Source organism: Moorena sp. SIO4A5 (assembly GCF_010672005.1).
Taxonomy (GTDB): domain Bacteria; phylum Cyanobacteriota; class Cyanobacteriia; order Cyanobacteriales; family Coleofasciculaceae; genus Moorena.
The window spans coordinates 1-17272 of sequence record NZ_JAAHHZ010000129.1; the positions used below are offsets into that span (position 1 = coordinate 1).

Below are 17272 nucleotides of genomic sequence, written 5' to 3' on the forward strand. Positions count from 1 at the left end.
ATCTGTTTTTGTTGCTTGGCTAGGGCTAATTCAGTCTTCAGTCGTCCGATTTCAGAATCGGTCGCGTTTTCCGATTCCTTCTCAACACTGGTGGGAATTGGAGTAACTTTTTCGACCAATTTCTTCTTAGAAGACAAGGAGGTCATCCCTGTAAAAACTAATCCGGCGACTACAGCAATTGACCCAGTTACTGCACCAACGGAAGCGCCTTTTGCCCAACCGGATTTTGCGAATTCTTGTTGGGTAACATTTAAGTCTGGATCTAAATCAGCGGTACTATCAGTCGATGCTATTCCCCCCTGACTTGTAGGATTTTGTTCTTGGTCATAACTAGTATCAAATTTTAGCAACTCAGCTAATGATTCTTCTGTCCATGTCGGGGCGGTATTCTCTGCACCACTGTTCTGCTGAATCAGAGTTTTTTTACTAATTTCTTCTTCAGATTTATGTTCCAGGTTTTGGACATCAAAGTCTTTGAGATCTGATAGCTTCATAATTTATCCCAGTTGCTGTAGTTATTCCAGTTGATGTAGTCATTAGTCCCACAACACGGATGTGTAAACACGGACAGATGCACGGATTAGTGGAGTCTTATAATCAGGACTATTGGACTTAGGATTCAGGTTTATTTTGAGTCTAAATCTTTGATACTAACTACCTCCAAACCTTTCTCTCTGGCCTTAGCAATAATTGGAGGTAGACTATCGTCTGCCATGCCTGGTGAATACTTAGGAGGCTCCACTGCCCGTACATGAATCTGTTTGTTGAAGGGAATATAGGTGGGCAAATTATTGGTAGTATCTAGAACGGTTAAGGTGCCAACCAAATCGATTGTCCATTCCCCTTCTTTTATTTTAATAGGTTCTCTGACAAATTGGGGGACAAAAGCAAATTGTGTTTTACCCTTAAATACGTTGGATGGCGTTAAGTCTACTAACTTTAAGAGAAACGGATCACGAAAATCATCGGCTAAGGCAAAGCTAGCTTTCCAGGCTTGAGTAGATATTTTACCTCGACGCCTACCTTTGCCATTAATTTCTACTCCTGGATCAGAGTCTAAGTTAGAAAAGGGAACGCCATCTTTTCCAGGTAATCGCCCTGTCCAAGTAAACAGGTCACTCATGGTTTTAATTGTAAATGCTTTAATTACCTCTGGTGTCCGTTCTTTATTCCCAATGGCTTCTACGGCAGTGGTTTCACCAGTATTCAATTGCACCAAGGAAGGAGCTGGCTTATTAGCTAGCCTTGCTTGAGCGCCATACAACAGGGCTAGGAAAAACAGAATTAAGGTATTGTAAGCAAAGTTGCTGATTAAGATAATCCCCAGACTATCCGTCACATTGAAACTGGATAACCAAGTACTCTTCTTACCTCTTTGGAGAAATTTTAGCTTATTCTGAGGAGAACTAGTCGTGCTTTCCATTTATTTCAAGCCTCCTAATACAAAAGCACTGAAGGAGTTTAAGCTATTAAAAATAGCTAGACCTCCTCCAGCGGCTAATACTAACGCTAGGATGGGGGCAATTAATCCAGCGACAAAAGCAAAAACTAATGGGTTATAACTCTCAGCATTAACAATTAAGGTTGCGACTAAACCAACAATAATGTTGTAGCATATTTTCACTAAACCGATGGAGAAAAAGCTAATTAACCAAGCGTAAATTGCCTTAGCCCCCACAGGTAATAATGTGGCCCCTACCGCTAATGGACCTAATAGTCCGGTTAGCAACATCGAAACTTCTGCTACCCACTGAAATGCCATACCAATCGACATTAACCAACCCGTTACTGCCGTTTGTAAGGCAAAGCCTACTCGTTCAGTAACATTCAGAGGGTTAAGCAATGAACCAATTTTATCGAACCATTGTTCAGATGTCGGTAACGTTTTAGAAAAGTCCCGTGCTTGTTGCTCTGCATTTGTTAAACAATCCACCTGTTGTTGAACATCGACGATAGAATCACATTGAGAAACCAAGGAATCAATAACCGCCTTCGCCCCAATATTTTCTGTCACAATTTGGTATGATTCTTGCAAAGAAATTCTGGCAGATGTGTTTTGCAGTAGTGAATTAGAGGTATTGTTGATTACACTTCTGAGTCCTTGGGTGCCATTGGCTAACATTGCCCCATCATTCGCTAACAAAACTGCGACTAATAAGGGCCAGATGATCTCAGACCACATAATTGGCTCATCGTATTCTATTAAGGCTTTTGCCCATTGAGTCATGAATAGAACTAAGCTTCCCACGGCAAAAAACACCCCCAGTTTAGCGATCACAGCATACAACCCACCTCCGAGGACTTCACTCCAGAGCTCATTCATGGCTTCTGCGATCGCAATTTGTCCGGTACGACCATTTTGGATAATCTGGGAGGCTCCATTACTAAATTGAGCAATTAAGTTGGGGGTGACTATCATTTAATGATTACCTCTTTACGTCATTAGCGATGGGATGACCAGAGTGGAGACATTGGGGAGAGTGGGTAGATGAGGAATTCAAAGAGATCGGCAGACGGAGGAAATCCGGAATATAAGGACGAACAGACATGGCGATCGCTACACATGGTGATAAACAAAGAAGGTAGGAATAGGGACAAGCAGGTAAGCTAGACCAAGGAGACATAAGAGAAATAGTTGTGAGTGAGGAGTGTTATAGCGCTACGCGCAATGGCATTGGCAAAAGGCAAGAGGCAAAAGTTGACTACAACAGGTTTTGCTGCTTGTATCAATGTCAAACACCTTAATGGGTAGTCCTATAAGTGCTAAGTGAGTCAGTTCAGAATTGATAATTATTGAAGAATTCTGGATCCAGATAACTGTTGACGGTCAACGGTTAACGATTAACAATTAACGATCAACAGCTACCTGTAGGGTGGGCAAGGTTTTGCCCACCCTACCCATGGATTCTGTGCGTAAGTCCTGTAACTAAAACAAGCCACTTAACGAGGTGATTCTCAAAGTTTCCATACCAGCGCCCAGTTTTTGGTATTGATCTGCCTGAGTTTGTCCATCCAAAGCACGAGAGATATTGCTCTGGAGCATGTTAGAAATTTCTTGTCGTTGCGCTTCTTCAACAGTAGCGGCTTGCAAGGAGCCGAGTATGGCGGCTTGACGAGCATTCTGAAGAGCGACTTCTTTGATCACATTCTGAGTAACTGTCTCATTTTGAGCTGTTTGAGCTAATTGCTGTACCTGTGAAACAGTATCCTGCATTTGCTTTAGCTCCTGGATTGACTGCTCCTGTCCTTCTTGACTCAGAACACGAGACGCTGATGCTCTAGCAACTTGCCTTTCTACTTCATTAGCAAGTTTGTCTCCTTCATAAATTGGGTAATCGCTTTCTTGGAGACTTTCCTCAATTGACGCTCTGACGTCTTCCACATCGGGGAGACCTAAAACTCCCATGGAATCTTCCAATGCTGATTTCAAATCGTTGTCTATGGTTTCTGGTAAATTGGTAAATTCATCGAAGAAATTTGTAAAGTAAGACTTAACCTTCTGAAATTCCTCAACAAACGAGTCAACAAAACTATCCACAATTCCACCAGAAGCATAGGCGGGTTTAGGAACTGCTGTAATTAGCGTACTAATAATTAACAACTGTATCCAAGTTTTGGTCACATTTTTCGCCATGATTGAACTCCTAAATTGAATAGTTACGAAAAAATGCTGAAGGCTGAAAAGTTAAAAATGAAAGCTAAACCATATAGCACTACGCATTGAGATTAGGACATTCCTAAACTCCGAAACGTAAGTCTAAGCTTACTTTTTACTTCTGACTTCTAACTTCTGACTTGCGCGTAGCGCTATAAAAGCGTATCCCTGACTTACCTAAATTATATACTATTTTTCAGCTTAATTATGAATTCGAACTTTGGCTCTCGGATCTGGTAACTTTGAATTGACGACTTGGACTTCTGAATTACGCATTTCTGCCATTTTTTTACTAGCATAATGCATAGCCATAATTTTATCCTTGGGATGTAAGCGCATTGCTGTCTGACGAATTGCTGATTCTTCAGGATTATTAGCAACTGCTGTTAACAGTGCTGAACCGGGATAAAATCGACAGTAGGTGTAAATCCCATTGTCATCGAGTAACCATTGAGAATACATTCCTTCTTGTTTAGGGAAAAATCCTTCTGTGGCATTTTTGTTAATAATCTCTGAAGGATATTTTAAAATATTAACAAAGCTATCCACTGCTGTTGGTTGAATTCTCCCTACTAAGCGAGTTGTTATATTCTGAAAAATTTTCGCTGCACTGGGAGACTTGGAAATAGTATCTGGATCTTGAGCCGATAAAATTACCCGAATTCCGGCTTTGGCTCCATTAGCACACAATCTGCCAATTAATTCAGCAATGGAATTATATTGGAACAGAATGGGACTTTCATCGATGAAAAATATACTCACAGGTGAGGCTAAAGAACGTCTTAATGCTGCTGAGTAAATCCCTAAAGAAAGTAGTGCAGCATCTTCGTCACTACTAATATTCCGTAAGGCAAAGACTAATAACTGAGCATCACTTCTAAAGGTAGAAGGACGACTAATCGCTTTTCCTACTCGGCTATTTATCCAATACCTCAGTCGCAATTTTACTTGATCCAAGCCTTGAAGGATATCCCCAGATACAGAGGTAACCCGCAATCTCTCTAAAGAACAAAAATCAATAAAATCCGCAAGGGTAGGCATTAATTGCCATTCTTGAGAGTCTAAGCCATTGATATTTGCTGCTACATAACGGTCATGGATTTGATCATCATCAAAAAAGGCTTTGATTGCTAAGCTTAACATGGCTCTGATGTTATCCGTATAAGTCCGGTCATGAAACGTCGTGGAGCCAAGAACCATTAGCATTAGTGCTTCGACTAAGAATTCTTTGTATTCTGTAAGTCTCTCTTGTTGTAGTTTAGCATCTAATCCCTTTAAATTGGGCAACTCGAAAAGATTAACTGCCTCTCGACCAATATCAAAATAAGCTCCTTTATCCCCGAGAAAAGCGGTGTAGTCACTAAAGGTAGAACTGCCATCGGGTTTTGGATAATCCATAGCTGAGATGGGGATACCATGAGCCAAGGCTTGGGTAATAATTCCCGATGCCAAAACAGATTTTCCACTGCGGGTGGTTCCGAAAATACCTAGGTTTTTATGCTGTTTGAATAAGTCAATAAAAACTGGCGTACCTCCTTCAGCAGAGATTAATTCAAATCCCGTTCTATCCACTGTCCGGGTTTTGACTACTGGCATTAACCCTGGTGCAATATGGCTTAAATAGGTATGCGATCGCTTAAATGGACTCATTAAGAGTCTGCTCCAGGAAATTGGCAAGGTTTCTAGCCAGATTTTCCAAGGATATTCGGTCTCCCTTACCATCCAAGCTGGTGGCGGAAAATAAGATTTTAAAGTATAACACGCCTGATCTAAATCTTGTGGAGAATCGCGATGGACTAAGAAAACAACTGAGACATTAAATGGCACGGCCCCTTCATAGATAGCCGCCTGAGCCTCGACATTTTTCTGAATATTTAATTGTGCTTTAACATTAATCGTATTTTTCTCTTGTGCATATTTTGAGGAGACATTTGCCTGTTTCGTCAGCGAATGCATTTTGCTGGTTACTGTTTTAATATTCGCTTTGGAAATCTCACAAAAACAATCGGTGTCATAGACCTCATCTTTTGCCATGACTTGCCAGAGATAGCGCATTTGGGATTCTTTATTCCTCCACCCCTCAGGCTTGTCTAAAAAGAGCATGACTGCCGTATACTGGTCTTTGAGATTAATCCAACGTCGATCAGCAAATGGAATAGCGGTATAGTCTTCCATTAACAGAGAAACCGGGTGGATTTCTGAGTAAACCTCCTCGGTAACTCCAGCTTCAGTTAAGGAAAGCAACTGGGGAACTGAACGAGGTGGTGTATTATTAAATCGCTGCCACACATAATTCCAACACTCTTGAGCAGAAAGAGGGCGAATCGATAGACCCATTTGATTGCTCAACAGCCTTTCCCAAAATTGATAGCCATTATTAAAGGCAATCTCTATCACTCTCTCGATCTGCTGTTTTTCATACTCATCCAGCTTGCCAATGAATCCGTTCCACCACTTGGTAGCTGTCATCAAAAATTCTTCGATTTTATCAGATGCTCCCTCTCGACCTGATTCTACGGTATAGGTAGCAAATAAATACAACGTCTTTGGCTTTCTAATTCCCCCTTTGGTCAAGTCTTGAATTCGCTTCTTTTCTCCCATGATTAGGTACTTTAACTCGTTAGAGTCTGTCCCCTTGATCAGCTGACTCAACGTGTTTTGTCTATCAGTGTCATCAGTGAAAGACTTTAGGTGAATCGTGAGGGTTTCCTGGTCTGGGAAATCTTTTAACCCAGCTTCGATGGCATCAAACACCGGGTCAATTAACTCCTGGCGTAAGGTGGTGTGTATGCCTCGACATTCAAAACCAAACACAAATTTATAGGAAGCTTCTCCTTTTCTGAGAATGTATGCCCCAACATCAGAGCCATCCAGTCTGACTTCTAGGAAACTAGCTAACTTACAGTCATCCTCGAACGGCTTTAAGGTTTTCTTTTTACCATTTCCTACATCAACCCGCTTCTTTCCCATCTTTTGTTTAGCTTGATCGTAAGCTTGAGTGGTTGTCATACTTTTTAGCCTTTGCCCTTTGCTTTTTCCCTTTTAACGTCTAAAAGCCTTTGGTATCTACCCATTCCTCTTGTCCATTGAGGTACAGGTATAAACTTAGAAAGAAATTTCCAATGGCTAGAGGAAGTTAGCACCCACCAAGTAGACATACCCCAAACTCCGAAACAAGATGTCCATACCCAACTAGCTCCTAGTACCCCCTTGACGATGTAATAGGCAATTGCCCAAATTATTGCCCAGGGGATAAACTGATCGGCTGGAATAGGACCAATTTTCGGTTTTTCATCAAGAGTTCGGTTAACACGACGGAATTGTTGCTCTGAATTATTTGCCATAGGTCAAGCTATTTTGGATCAGACTTGCGTTCCTATCAGTGATTGAAAAAACTTTCAATCTCAATAAAACCCTGACTACTCATCCCTTCAGCTATATCAAACTCAACAGGCAAATTAGATGTACCGTAGTTTATGCCCCTGTGCCAGTGATGTAGCCTGCTAACAGATCACCCAAGGTAACTACAATCAAAATGATGATTGGAGTACGGGCTAGGGTTTTCCAGTCATCATCTTGTTGGGCAGCATTGACTACTTTGACCAATGAAATGCCTAAATAAATTAGGAATAGTGCTCGTAAAACGTTAAACACCAGGGACACCAAATCGGCGTCTACTTCAGGAATAGCACTAGTTAGCCAATCTTCTGCGACTTGGAAAAACTGGGCATGGGCTGGCGCAGCGGTAAAGTCCAACATAAACCACAGAAAGGCGAATAGGAAAAGACAGGCTCCTAAACCATATTTCCTGATTAGCCGTTGAATTTGATTCCCAGAATTACTAGGTTGGACTCCAATCCACCTCACTCCCACAACTAGACACATCAAAAATGATACACCCATCAAAGGAGTGACGGAGGTACTGATATAGAGATCCAATGCCATTGCGATCGCAGCCATGACCATTAAATAGCCCAAGGGCACTTGCTTCAACTGAGCAAACAACTTAGCAAGCAACTTAGCAAACATAGTTTCTTTACTTTTCCAACGCTGTTGTTGACGAGGTGACATCGCAACAGAGGACTTGTTCACCATGGTGGATTTTTCTTTCCGTAATTTTTCTGACTCTTATTGTGATACAGAAAATTTTTAAACCGCAAAAGCGATCCTAGAGGAATAGTTCAATTTATTTTAATTAATAAATGTTACTGAGTTAAGGAGCATTTTGAATAAGCTAAATGATTGTAATTGCTTCACCTCAAGGATTACAATTACTTAACCTCTCAATATCATTGGCACAGCTCCCCAACAGTCTCACAATGTTACTCGTCCAAAAGGAATAGATAAATAAACTGAATTTTAATAAAACTCTGATAAAATAAAAAAAACTTAACAAAAAAAACGCTTAAACCCAACCTATAGGTAGAGGAGTTAGTGCTTAGTGGTTAATCAGCTATTTTGCTTAATTCTAAACTTAAAGCATGAAAATTTAACAATTAAACCTTAATCAATAATTGCTAAGCACTAATATCATGTCAGGATAATTACCCTTAATAAAAATCTGCCCCATCTCCCCATATTCCCCTCCTGGGAGGGGTTAGGGGTGGGTTCCCACACTCCCCATATTCCCCTCCTGGGAGTAGGGCTGTTTCATTCTGGCCAAAAATAGATGGGGAGATGGGGAGATGGGGAGATGGGGAGAATTTTGGACGAATAGTCGTGATTTTGGCCAAATTTATCTAACCATACTCAAAAGCCTAATCACGAATTGTTAGTCATTTGAGTTGATTGAAGCCGGCTAATTAGTCAGATTTTAATGACTAAATTTGGGGATTTTTCGGAAAATTTTGAGCTATTTCCCTATCCCCCTATCCCCCTATCCCCCTATCTCCAATAATCGTTAACTTATTAAAGTTTGAAACAGCCCTGCCTCCTGGGAGGGGTTAGGGGTGGGTTCCCACACTCCCCACCCTCCCCGCGCCCCCGCCCCAACAGTTATAGATTTACAACAAAAAGATGCATCCACCGAATCTTGGTATCTACTTCACCAAACCACTGCGAAGTGCTTGTACTGCTGCTTGTGTTCTATCGTCACAGCACAGTTTCCACAGCACAGACCGAATGTGAGTTTTAACTGTGCCAAGACCTAGCAATAATCGCTGGGCAATTTCGTCATTTGTATAACCGGCTACGATCAATTCCAAGACAGTTAGCTCCCGTTCAGTCAGTGGATTTTCCCTAAGAATCTGATAATAGTCAGGCTCACAGGAATTGATTAAAGTAATCCCAGAAAAATTCTTGCCGGGTGACTTGATACTGTTTTTTAGGAGATAACCAGCTATTTCTGGATCAATCCAGTGTTGCCCTTCATAGGTAGCTTTTAAAGCATCTAAGAAAGTACTGGTGTCTACATTAGTTTTAGGAAAATTGATACGTTTTAGATAATAGGAATCTACCCCAGCCCCAAAAGCGCTTATAACAAATTCTTCTGATGTGTCCCAAGATAGCAGCAATATGTTAGGAAAAAATGCCACTTTCCAATTTCTGACTAACCGCAATAACGCATCACTATTGCTTGAATGCTCTAAATTAATGACTACTATGTCCGGGTTAGATTTTTTTAAAAAGGCCGCCACATGACGCAAGCTAGAAACTTGAGACACCAAACTGACTTCTTTGTACTGCTCCAAGACTTTTCTGAGACCTAACTGCGTCAAATCACCCCTCTCAATCAGTAACACCCGAATTTCTTTGATTACGTTCATAACCATTGACTAGAACACTGATACCGAAATTGACAACTTAGGATGTGTTTGCTGACCTGACAACCCAAAAAAAAATGGAAGCGATTGGCCGTAGGCCACGCTACGCGAACGCGCTCCATAGCTCAAGATTGGTCAGCAAGCTTGTGATCACGAGTCGCCACCTACCGAAATTGTTTCCATCGGTTGATTAGCGCTTTGACCCAATATTACTGATGATACAACTCCGGAGTATTTTACGTGTGTCAATGATAACTTTTGGTTGACTATTTATAGTTGAAGGTTAACGACACTATGTCGTCAACCTTCAAAACCACTAAAATATTTCTCTTTTTTATCCTTATTTACCCTTAGTTGGATTTTTCGCTTGCTCTAAGGCAATTTCTTTAAGGGCTTGATAAGAGTTGATATTAGAAGCACCCTCAATTGCCTTGACCGCTAAATCCTGAACTTGTTTGAGGGCAGTATCGAGTTGCCCGGAAAGACTGTGTATCCGTGCTGAGGATTCTTTTATTGTCTGTTCCAGGGATTCAATTCTTAGCTGATAGACACGATTATTTCCTTCTAATTCCTTATTCTGTAAGTCGGCTTGAATTTTGACCTGGTGGCTAGCAATCGCTTTGCCTTCTTCTTGGGCTTTTTTGATAGCAACTGATTTTTCCTGGTCGAAGGCTTCTACCTTAGTTTTTAATTCTTCAAACTGCTTCTCTCGCTCTGCGATCGCATTTTCCCGCTCTGCCCATTGTTTCTCTTGTTGTTGCCTCGTTTCCTCCAATTCTTTGTATAAACGTTCTTGGTTATGGTTGTAGGTTTCTTGATCTAAGCTGCGTTGTAGGTCTAAATTATAATCATACTCTTGAGCATCTCGCTTACGGGTTTTATTTTGTTCTTCATTCCGTTCTTTAATAGCTCGTTGCTGTTCCTCTTGTTCTTTGTACCAGGATTGTTTTAACTGATTAATGTCCAGCTCTAACTCTTCCCGTTTTTGGTAAATTTCTTCATCGAAAGCTTTAGAGCTATTCTGATAGGTTTCGATTAAGGTATCTAAGGTATCGTCTTGAATTTCTGATAAATTGTGGAGTTCAGCAAGTTGTTGAGTTTCCTCAGTAACCGCTGTTCGTAATTCTTCTAGCTTAGCCGCTTCTGATGTTAGTTTTTCCGACAACTCACTGACACTACTCCCAAACCCTAATTGCAGCTTAACCAGGCTGTCTAGGGTATACCTCATTTTGTCTTTCATGACTTTTGCTGGTACAGATCCATTAGTTTGCTTTTTTTCCACCGTGGATACTTGAGGAGTTTGCGTTTTGTTCATCTGCTTCATTTCTTTTTCCAAAGCATTTCGTTCTGCTAGTAATTCCTTGTAAGCTTCTAAAATTTCTGCTTTGGTGTTCTTGCTGTTAGGTTTGCGTGTCATACTTTCAAGGTTATATTCTATTTGACAATTTCTGAACTGATATCACTATTCACTAATTTTGATCCTTGCTTCTTGAAGACCCATCAAAAGCTTTCAAGGTCAGGGCTTGGGACTGTTTCAAGGTCTCTTGTAGCTGACTATAGAGATTTTCAATTTGTTTATTTTGTTTTTCTATGTGTTGCTCCAGGGACTGAATTTTAACGTCATAACCCTGTTGAGTAACTTCCCAGCCTTTGGTTAGTAAATCAGCCTGTACTTTAGCGTCGTTTTGGACTTTTTTAATGGCTTTATCTTTTACTTTTTTAACGATTTCATCTAGCTCAGCAGGGAAAGCTTCCACTTTCTGTTGATACTCCTCAAACAGGTCTTGAGATTCTTGTAGCTTCTGTTCTCGCTCAGACCATTGCTTTTCTTTTTCTTGATTGGCCTCTTGCAATTCTCGCTCCTGGTTACGGCTCAGTTCTTCATACTGATCCGTCTCAATTTTACGGTTACGTTCTAATTCGTATTGATAGTCAGCTTCTTGGCGTTGTCGTTCCCGAGCCAATAATTCGTTTTGTTCTTGACGTGCTATTTCAAAGTCTTCCTGGTCTTTTTGCCAAAGCTTACGTTTTTGCTCTTGGTCTTTTTCGATCTCTTCTCGCTGTTGATCTGCTTTTTGCTCTAGGGATTTTAGCTTTTCTTGGTGCTCTTGATTGAGCAAATGTAAGGCATCAGCTACAACTCGAATTTGCTGAAGGTATTGCAAGTGTTCAGTTTCTACTTTAATCGCCAGCTTTAGCTCATCAAGTTTAGAGGCTTCTGAGGATAATTTTTCTGACAATTCATTAACGATGGTGCCAAACTCTAGCTGTAAATCAGCCATTCCTTTGACAATATTATCAACGGTATAGTTTGAGGCAGTTTCCAGGACTTGTTGATTTTTAGCTTTTTCCGCTTCTTCTTCTTTGGTGGCAATTTTTGAGTCAATGTTTTGCCGCTCTTTTAGGATTTGCTCAAAGGCTTGGAAAATCTGGTCTTTGCTGTCTTTTGTGGCAACCATATAGTGTGTTCCTTTGACGATATTTAGATTTTTTTAATTGAAAATGATTACTTGAAAATTGCTATAGCGCAGGGAATAGGGAGTAGGGAGTAGGGAGTAGGGAGTAGGGAATCGGGAATCGGGAATTGGGAATCGGGAAAAAATAGGTGTGTGTATTTCATTAATATGGAAAACGCTATAGTAGCCGGTGGCTGGTTAGCAATATTCATCCACCCTGGGAGATCCCCCCTAACCCCCCTTAACAAGGCAGGGCTGTTTCATTCTCGCAAAAAATAGATGGGGAGATGGGGAGATGGGGAGATGGGGAGAATTTTGGACTAATACTCGGGATTTTGGGCAAATTTATCGTTCCCTTCCTCGAAGGCCGTTAACAAATTGTTAGTGATTTGAGTTGATTGAAGGCGGTTAATTCGTAAGATTTTAATGACTAAATTTGGGCATTTTTCGGTAAATTTTAGTTTATTTCCCTATCCCCCTATCCCCCTATCCCCCTATCTCCAATAATCGTTAACTTACTAAAGTTTGAAACAGCCCTGCCTTAACAAGGGGGGAACAATAGACCCCATGAACAAAAAGTCTATGGTTGCTCTGGCTTCCCCCTTCCGCGCGGGGGACGGGAGGGGGATCCCGACGGGTGGTTGGGGGGATTTATCCAAAAGCCACGCAGTATTGACAATGCTCTTATTTGAGTTGACACTCCCCGGTCTAAAGACACGGGGATTCTTCACTCAATGATCCAACTTGCTCAACCAGGTCGGAACCAGGAAAAGTAGAGGCCGAATCTCCTGAAGCGTTTAGGTCTTTGACGACCCAAGTTCCGGTGTGCCCCACCGTACTCAAAGCTCTTTTAAGGATGTTTATTGCGGCATTATGGTCTCTGTCTAACTGGCAGCCACACTTACAGGCGTGAGTCCTAGTTGATAGAGACTTTTTCACTACTTCGCCGCAATTGGAGCAATTCTGGCTGGTATAGGCGGGATTTACTGCAACCGTCACCTTCCCAAATTTCGTACCAAAGTGCTCCATCCATTTCCGAAATTGATACCAACCTGCATCATTAATAGACTTAGCTAAACAGTGATTTTTGGCTAGGTTTTTAACCCTTAAATCTTCATAGGCGACCAGATCGTTAGACCGGATTACGCAGCGCGCCGGAGACGAAACCTTAGAATAAAGAAGCCTTAATAACAAAGATTTAACCCTTTTATGCATAGCCGACTAACCATAAAGGCTTCTTTATTCTTACGGTAACTTCTAACCAGTCTCTTGGCGTGCTCTTCACGTTGCCTACTTATTTTAAGGTGATGTCTGCCTAGTCTATTAACTGCTTTTCTGCGATTGGATGAACCTTTCTTTTTTCTAGAAACTCTGCGCTGATAGAACTTAAGGCGCTTCTCTCCCGTCCTGTAAAAGCGGGGATTTGGTTCAGTTTCTCCAGCGGAATCAGTATAGAAATCTTTTAGTCCAACATCCAGCCCGATAGCCGTCCCAGTTGGTTCTAGATCTTCTTTGATGTCTACTGAAATACAAAACTGGATATAGTAGCCATCAGCCCGACGGACTATCCGAACCCGCTTAATCTGTTTTTTGTCGAAACGCCATAAGTCCCATTTACCTTTAAGTTTGAGCTTACCGATCCCCTTCAAGTCACTAAAGGTGATTGATTTATTGTCAGGAGACAACTTCCAGCCAGACTGCTTATACTCCACTGAACGGCAGTTTTTCTGGAATTTAGGAAAGCCTTTTTTGCCAGGTACTTTTTTCTTGCAGTTGTCAAAGAATCGAACGATTGACGACCATGCTCTCTCAGCGCTAGACTGTCGAGCGGTAGAGTTTAATTCATTGGCGAAAGGGAAGTTATTAGCCAGTACTGCACTGTATTTGTTGAGGTCAAATTTGCTGACCCCTTTATTGTCCATCCAGTACCTAAGACAGCTATTACGGATGAACTGGACTGTCCGAATAGCCTCATTGATCCCAGAGTATTGATGTTTGTTTCCTTTCGCCTTAAACTCTAGAATTATCATCAGTTTCTTAAAGTTACCGTAAGAATAGTGGAGCCTTATAACAACAGTTTTAACCCTTTTCGCATAGCCGACCAACCATAAAGGCTCCACTATTCTAAGGTTTCGTCTCTGACCTCAACTGTTTCTACTATTATTCTACAACATCCAGACTAAGATTCCAGATTTTCTCTAAATATTTTGATCACGGCGGCTAAAGACCGCGCTTGTTCCTTCATCCCCGGTCTAAAGACACGGGGTTTTCGGCTAATGGGGATTTTTATAATTCCCAAACAAGAGGTTTCCCTATCAGCCAGTGGCTAATGGCAAGTACCCGAAACTACCCACAGCGATACGCGATCGCGTAGCGTGGCCGTAGGCCAATCGCTGCTCTAGAATCGTTCGTTGTAGGAGGGATGTGATGCCTCTAGGGGTGTGGGTGCAATGGTTAAGAGGAAAGACTATAGTAGTACAAATGTTCTACTTGATTGTACTGAAACTCCAGTGGATAAGTCAAGGGCAAATTGCCCATGCTAGGCTGGAATTCAAGTAGCTTTGTCATAGAAAAACACCTGAAACCCTGTTTATACAAGGGTTTCAGGCTTAATTTAATCAGGAGCCAAATCTAGGGAATCGGGAATCGGGAATCGGGAATCGGGAATCGGGAATCGGGAATCGGGAACAGCGGATCTGGGAATCGGGAATCGGGAATCGGGAACAGGGAATAGGGAATAGGGAACAGGGAACAGAGCTGGTTGAGTGACTTTAGATCATGGCGTAGGTTGGGTTGAGGCAACGAAACCCAACAAAGCGTGAGGCGTTAGTTGGGTTAGCGATCGCGTAATCCAACCTACGGGAGAATCAGCATTTCAAGGGTCTTGTCAGTTAATCCCCGGTCCGGGGTGGGTGACCGGGTGTGGGGAAAATAGAAGGGAAAATCCCTCAATTCAATTCTCTGGAAGACATTCCCAACTGATATCCCAGGGCCTTCTTCTTCATGGTCTGGAAAATGTTGTAAAATCCATTAGCGCGAGAAGGGGTTAAACTAGCGTTCAATCCTATGTCTTGAATAAAGTCAGGAGATAGGTTGACAATCTCTGTCGGCGTCAGTCCATTCAAGCCTTCAATCAACAACGCTACTAATCCTTTAACCAATTGGGCATCTGAGTCTCCCTGATACAAGACTTTGCCATCATCCAAGTTAGCGGTGATATAAACCTGGGACACGCAGCCAGGAACTTTGTTTTCTGGCACTTTATCAGTTTCTGGCATTGTCTGAAGCTTCTTGGCGTACCACAGCAACTGCTGATACCGTTGCTTGGGGTCTTTGCGGCGCTGAAAGCGTTCTACAATCCGAGCAAGAGCTTCTGGTAAAGGGCTTGAGGTGGCTGACATACCCAATGTTTAAAAAGGATTAACCATTTTATTTATAGCAGTTCTCAATACCGAATTGATAACTGCTATAAATGCATATTAGCGTGAGCATTCAGTGGTCAGCCGTCAGTGGTCAGCCGTCAGTGGTCAGTGGTCAGTGGTCAGCGGTCAGTGGTCAGCGGTCAGTGGTCAGCGATCAGCCGTCAGCAGACTTAACTCAGATTAAACCAATGGTTACCTCTTTTATTAAAAAGCTGAATGCTGAATGCTGAATGCTGAATGCTGAATGCTGATAGCTGAAAGCTGATAGCTGATCAGTAAGACCCAGAGGAGTACATAGTTTGTGAGCCAAGATAAATCGTCAACCTTTGATAAACAAAATCCTCGCCAGTTAGCATTCCTAGCTCTCCGGGATATTCATCGGCGGGGTGCTTTTGCTGATATTGCCCTGAATCGAGTGCTACACACTGCTCAGTTAACTGGTGCTGATCGGGGCTTAGTGACAGAATTAGTTTATGGTAGTGTTCGACGACAGCGCACTCTGGATGCTCTACTTGACCAGTTGGGCAAAAAGAAAGCGAATCAACAACCTCCAGATTTGCGCACTATACTTCACCTTGGACTATATCAGCTCCGCTATCAAGCCCGAATTCCTGCTTCAGCAGCGGTCAATACGACGGTTGAGCTAGCCAAGAACAATGGCTTCAAAGGACTGGCAGGGGTGGTTAATGGTTTATTACGAAACTATGCCCGTTTAGCTGCCAATTCCCCTGACCCTTTGCAGTTGCCAGAAGGGGATATCGAGGGTTTGGGCATTTTACACAGTTTTCCCGATTGGATGATCCAGCTGTGGTTACAACAGCTGGGAGCAGAGGAAACAGAACAGCTGTGTCAATGGTTTAACCAATCTCCTACCATTGACTTACGGGTCAATCCCCTCAAGGTGTCGATGGAGGAGGTGGAGGCAGGGATGCAATCTGCTGAAGTGGCTATTCAGCGGGTACCTCAGTTGGTGTCTCACGAGGATGAGGGGAATGGTGAGATTATCCCTATTTTCAGCAATGCAGCTCAGGTCCCCCAAGCACTGCGGGTTGTGGGTGGTGTTGGTGCGATTCAAGAGCTACCGGGATTTAAGGAGGGTTGGTGGACTGTTCAAGATTGTAGTGCCCAGCTGGTCAGTTATCTGTTGGACCCTCAACCTGGTGATGTGGTGATTGATGCCTGTGCGGCACCGGGGGGCAAGACAACTCATATTGCGGAATTAATGGCAGATCAGGGAAAGATTTGGGCATGCGATCGCTCGGCTTCCCGCCTCAAAAAAGTCCAACAGAATGCCGAACGGTTACAATTACAATCCATTCACATTACTACTGGTGATAGTCGCGATTGCCCTGAATTTACTAACATCGCTAATGCTGTGTTATTAGATGCTCCCTGTTCCGGTAATGGTACCCTTCACCGACGTCCTGATATTCGTTGGCGCATGACTCCAGAAAAAGTCCAGGAACTTACTGTTTTGCAAAAAGAATTGTTAGAGCATAGCGCAACTTGGGTCAAGCCCGGAGGTGTGTTAGTCTATGCTACCTGTACCTTAAATCCTCAAGAAAATGAGGGGGTAATACAATGGTTTCTGGAAGGTCATTCTCAGTGGCAAATTGAACCCCCTACTCTTTCGTTTCTTAAGGGGTTTTCAACACCGGAAGGTTGGCTGAAAGTTGTGCCCTATCGAGACCAGATGGATGGTTTTTTTATGGTGCGGTTGAAACGAATGGATTAGTTAAGGGATATAGGAAGGGGAATCGGGAATCGGGAATCGGGAATCGGGAATCGGGGAGAGTAGTAGGGTGGGCAAAAATAGTTTTTTTTGATTATTAATGATTATACTATTTTGCCAGGGCTATTTCATTCTAAAAAGTTGCTTAAGCGTGTCTAGACCAAAAGAACAAAGTCGTTGAGCTTGTGCCATATTTTTAAACATTTGGTCACGGTATAAATTGAGTGTAAAATTACGAGCTATGG

The 17272-nt window shown here is 42.3% G+C and carries 16 protein-coding genes and 1 pseudogene; 3 read left to right on the forward strand and 14 right to left on the reverse strand.

The genetic code is table 11. The features are described 5' to 3' along the window. From F6K57_RS27600 to F6K57_RS27610, 3 genes are all read right to left on the reverse strand, one after another. Positions 1–494: hypothetical protein (locus F6K57_RS27600; RefSeq protein ID WP_293071623.1), on the reverse strand; the 494-nt coding region annotated here is incomplete at its 3' end. Between the two features lie 131 nt (positions 495–625). Then, positions 626–1423, reverse strand: a complete 798-nt coding sequence (locus F6K57_RS27605; protein ID WP_293071624.1) for a hypothetical protein — start codon at positions 1421–1423, stop codon at positions 626–628. Next, positions 1424–2419 (reverse strand): hypothetical protein, encoded by a 996-nt coding sequence (locus tag F6K57_RS27610; protein ID WP_293026810.1) that lies wholly within the window; start codon positions 2417–2419, stop codon positions 1424–1426. It abuts the gene before it with no gap. Between the two features lie 69 nt (positions 2420–2488). Here F6K57_RS27610 and F6K57_RS27615 point away from each other — a divergent pair, with 69 nt between their 5' ends. Continuing rightward, positions 2489–2611, forward strand: a complete 123-nt coding sequence (locus F6K57_RS27615; RefSeq protein ID WP_293071625.1) for a hypothetical protein — start codon at positions 2489–2491, stop codon at positions 2609–2611. Between the two features lie 315 nt (positions 2612–2926). Here F6K57_RS27615 and F6K57_RS27620 read toward each other — a convergent pair whose 3' ends face one another. The 11 genes and pseudogenes from F6K57_RS27620 to F6K57_RS27670 form a co-directional block, all read right to left on the reverse strand. Continuing rightward, entirely contained in the window at positions 2927–3634 is a 708-nt protein-coding gene (locus F6K57_RS27620; RefSeq protein ID WP_293026816.1) for a hypothetical protein, read from the reverse strand. A gap of 222 nt (positions 3635–3856) precedes the next feature. Beyond that, on the reverse strand, positions 3857–6664 hold the full coding sequence (locus F6K57_RS27625) for a hypothetical protein (protein WP_293071626.1): 2808 nt from the start codon (positions 6662–6664) through the stop codon (positions 3857–3859). Positions 6665–6669: 5 nt separating this feature from the next. After that, a complete protein-coding gene (locus F6K57_RS27630) occupies positions 6670–6999 on the reverse strand; it encodes a hypothetical protein (RefSeq protein WP_293026822.1) in 330 nt (109 codons plus the stop codon). A gap of 130 nt (positions 7000–7129) precedes the next feature. Then, complete coding sequence (locus F6K57_RS27635; protein ID WP_293038118.1) at positions 7130–7750, reverse strand: hypothetical protein; 621 nt, start codon at positions 7748–7750, stop codon at positions 7130–7132. 944 nt (positions 7751–8694) lie between these two features. Further along, on the reverse strand, positions 8695–9420 hold the full coding sequence (locus tag F6K57_RS27640) for a response regulator transcription factor (RefSeq protein WP_293026828.1): 726 nt from the start codon (positions 9418–9420) through the stop codon (positions 8695–8697). Between the two features lie 337 nt (positions 9421–9757). Next, positions 9758–10834, reverse strand: a complete 1077-nt coding sequence (locus tag F6K57_RS27645; protein ID WP_293071627.1) for a hypothetical protein — start codon at positions 10832–10834, stop codon at positions 9758–9760. 52 nt (positions 10835–10886) lie between these two features. Next, the gene (locus F6K57_RS27650) at positions 10887–11876 is read right to left on the reverse strand and encodes a hypothetical protein (protein ID WP_293026834.1); all 990 of its coding nucleotides are present in this window, start codon (positions 11874–11876) and stop codon (positions 10887–10889) included. Positions 11877–12581: 705 nt separating this feature from the next. Further along, a pseudogene (locus F6K57_RS27655) lies at positions 12582–13028 on the reverse strand (transposase); the annotation flags it as partial. A 29-nt stretch (positions 13029–13057) separates the two neighbouring features. Then, complete coding sequence (locus F6K57_RS27660) at positions 13058–13903, reverse strand: transposase (RefSeq protein ID WP_293038110.1); 846 nt, start codon at positions 13901–13903, stop codon at positions 13058–13060. Between the two features lie 601 nt (positions 13904–14504). Beyond that, positions 14505–14675, reverse strand: a complete 171-nt coding sequence (locus F6K57_RS27665) for a hypothetical protein (protein WP_293071628.1) — start codon at positions 14673–14675, stop codon at positions 14505–14507. A 146-nt stretch (positions 14676–14821) separates the two neighbouring features. Further along, positions 14822–15274: a SufE family protein gene (locus tag F6K57_RS27670; protein WP_075897267.1), complete on the reverse strand. Its 453-nt coding sequence runs from the start codon at positions 15272–15274 to the stop codon at positions 14822–14824. Positions 15275–15345: 71 nt separating this feature from the next. Here F6K57_RS27670 and F6K57_RS27675 point away from each other — a divergent pair, with 71 nt between their 5' ends. Both F6K57_RS27675 and rsmB read left to right on the forward strand, forming a co-directional pair. Next, positions 15346–15525 carry a hypothetical protein gene (locus tag F6K57_RS27675; RefSeq protein WP_293071629.1) on the forward strand — a complete coding sequence of 60 codons (180 nt, stop codon included), beginning with the start codon at positions 15346–15348 and terminating at the stop codon, positions 15523–15525. Positions 15526–15596: 71 nt separating this feature from the next. Beyond that, positions 15597–17030, forward strand: a complete 1434-nt coding sequence (rsmB, locus tag F6K57_RS27680; protein WP_293071630.1) for a 16S rRNA (cytosine(967)-C(5))-methyltransferase RsmB — start codon at positions 15597–15599, stop codon at positions 17028–17030. Positions 17031–17272 lie beyond the last annotated feature (242 nt).

Excerpts from the sequence above, each read along its gene's own strand:
- F6K57_RS27605 (WP_293071624.1), bottom strand. The coding sequence starts at position 1,423 with ATGGAAAGCACGACTAGTTCTCCTCAGAATAAGCTAAAATTTCTCCAA.
- F6K57_RS27610 (WP_293026810.1), bottom strand. The coding sequence starts at position 2,419 with ATGATAGTCACCCCCAACTTAATTGCTCAATTTAGTAATGGAGCCTCC.
- F6K57_RS27615 (WP_293071625.1), top strand. The coding sequence starts at position 2,489 with ATGAGGAATTCAAAGAGATCGGCAGACGGAGGAAATCCGGAATATAAG.
- F6K57_RS27620 (WP_293026816.1), bottom strand. The coding sequence starts at position 3,634 with ATGGCGAAAAATGTGACCAAAACTTGGATACAGTTGTTAATTATTAGT.
- F6K57_RS27625 (WP_293071626.1), bottom strand. The coding sequence starts at position 6,664 with ATGACAACCACTCAAGCTTACGATCAAGCTAAACAAAAGATGGGAAAG.
- F6K57_RS27630 (WP_293026822.1), bottom strand. The coding sequence starts at position 6,999 with ATGGCAAATAATTCAGAGCAACAATTCCGTCGTGTTAACCGAACTCTT.
- F6K57_RS27635 (WP_293038118.1), bottom strand. The coding sequence starts at position 7,750 with ATGGTGAACAAGTCCTCTGTTGCGATGTCACCTCGTCAACAACAGCGT.
- F6K57_RS27640 (WP_293026828.1), bottom strand. The coding sequence starts at position 9,420 with ATGAACGTAATCAAAGAAATTCGGGTGTTACTGATTGAGAGGGGTGAT.
- F6K57_RS27645 (WP_293071627.1), bottom strand. The coding sequence starts at position 10,834 with ATGACACGCAAACCTAACAGCAAGAACACCAAAGCAGAAATTTTAGAA.
- F6K57_RS27650 (WP_293026834.1), bottom strand. The coding sequence starts at position 11,876 with ATGGTTGCCACAAAAGACAGCAAAGACCAGATTTTCCAAGCCTTTGAG.
- F6K57_RS27660 (WP_293038110.1), bottom strand. The coding sequence starts at position 13,903 with ATGATAATTCTAGAGTTTAAGGCGAAAGGAAACAAACATCAATACTCT.
- F6K57_RS27670 (WP_075897267.1), bottom strand. The coding sequence starts at position 15,274 with ATGTCAGCCACCTCAAGCCCTTTACCAGAAGCTCTTGCTCGGATTGTA.
- F6K57_RS27675 (WP_293071629.1), top strand. The coding sequence starts at position 15,346 with ATGCATATTAGCGTGAGCATTCAGTGGTCAGCCGTCAGTGGTCAGCCG.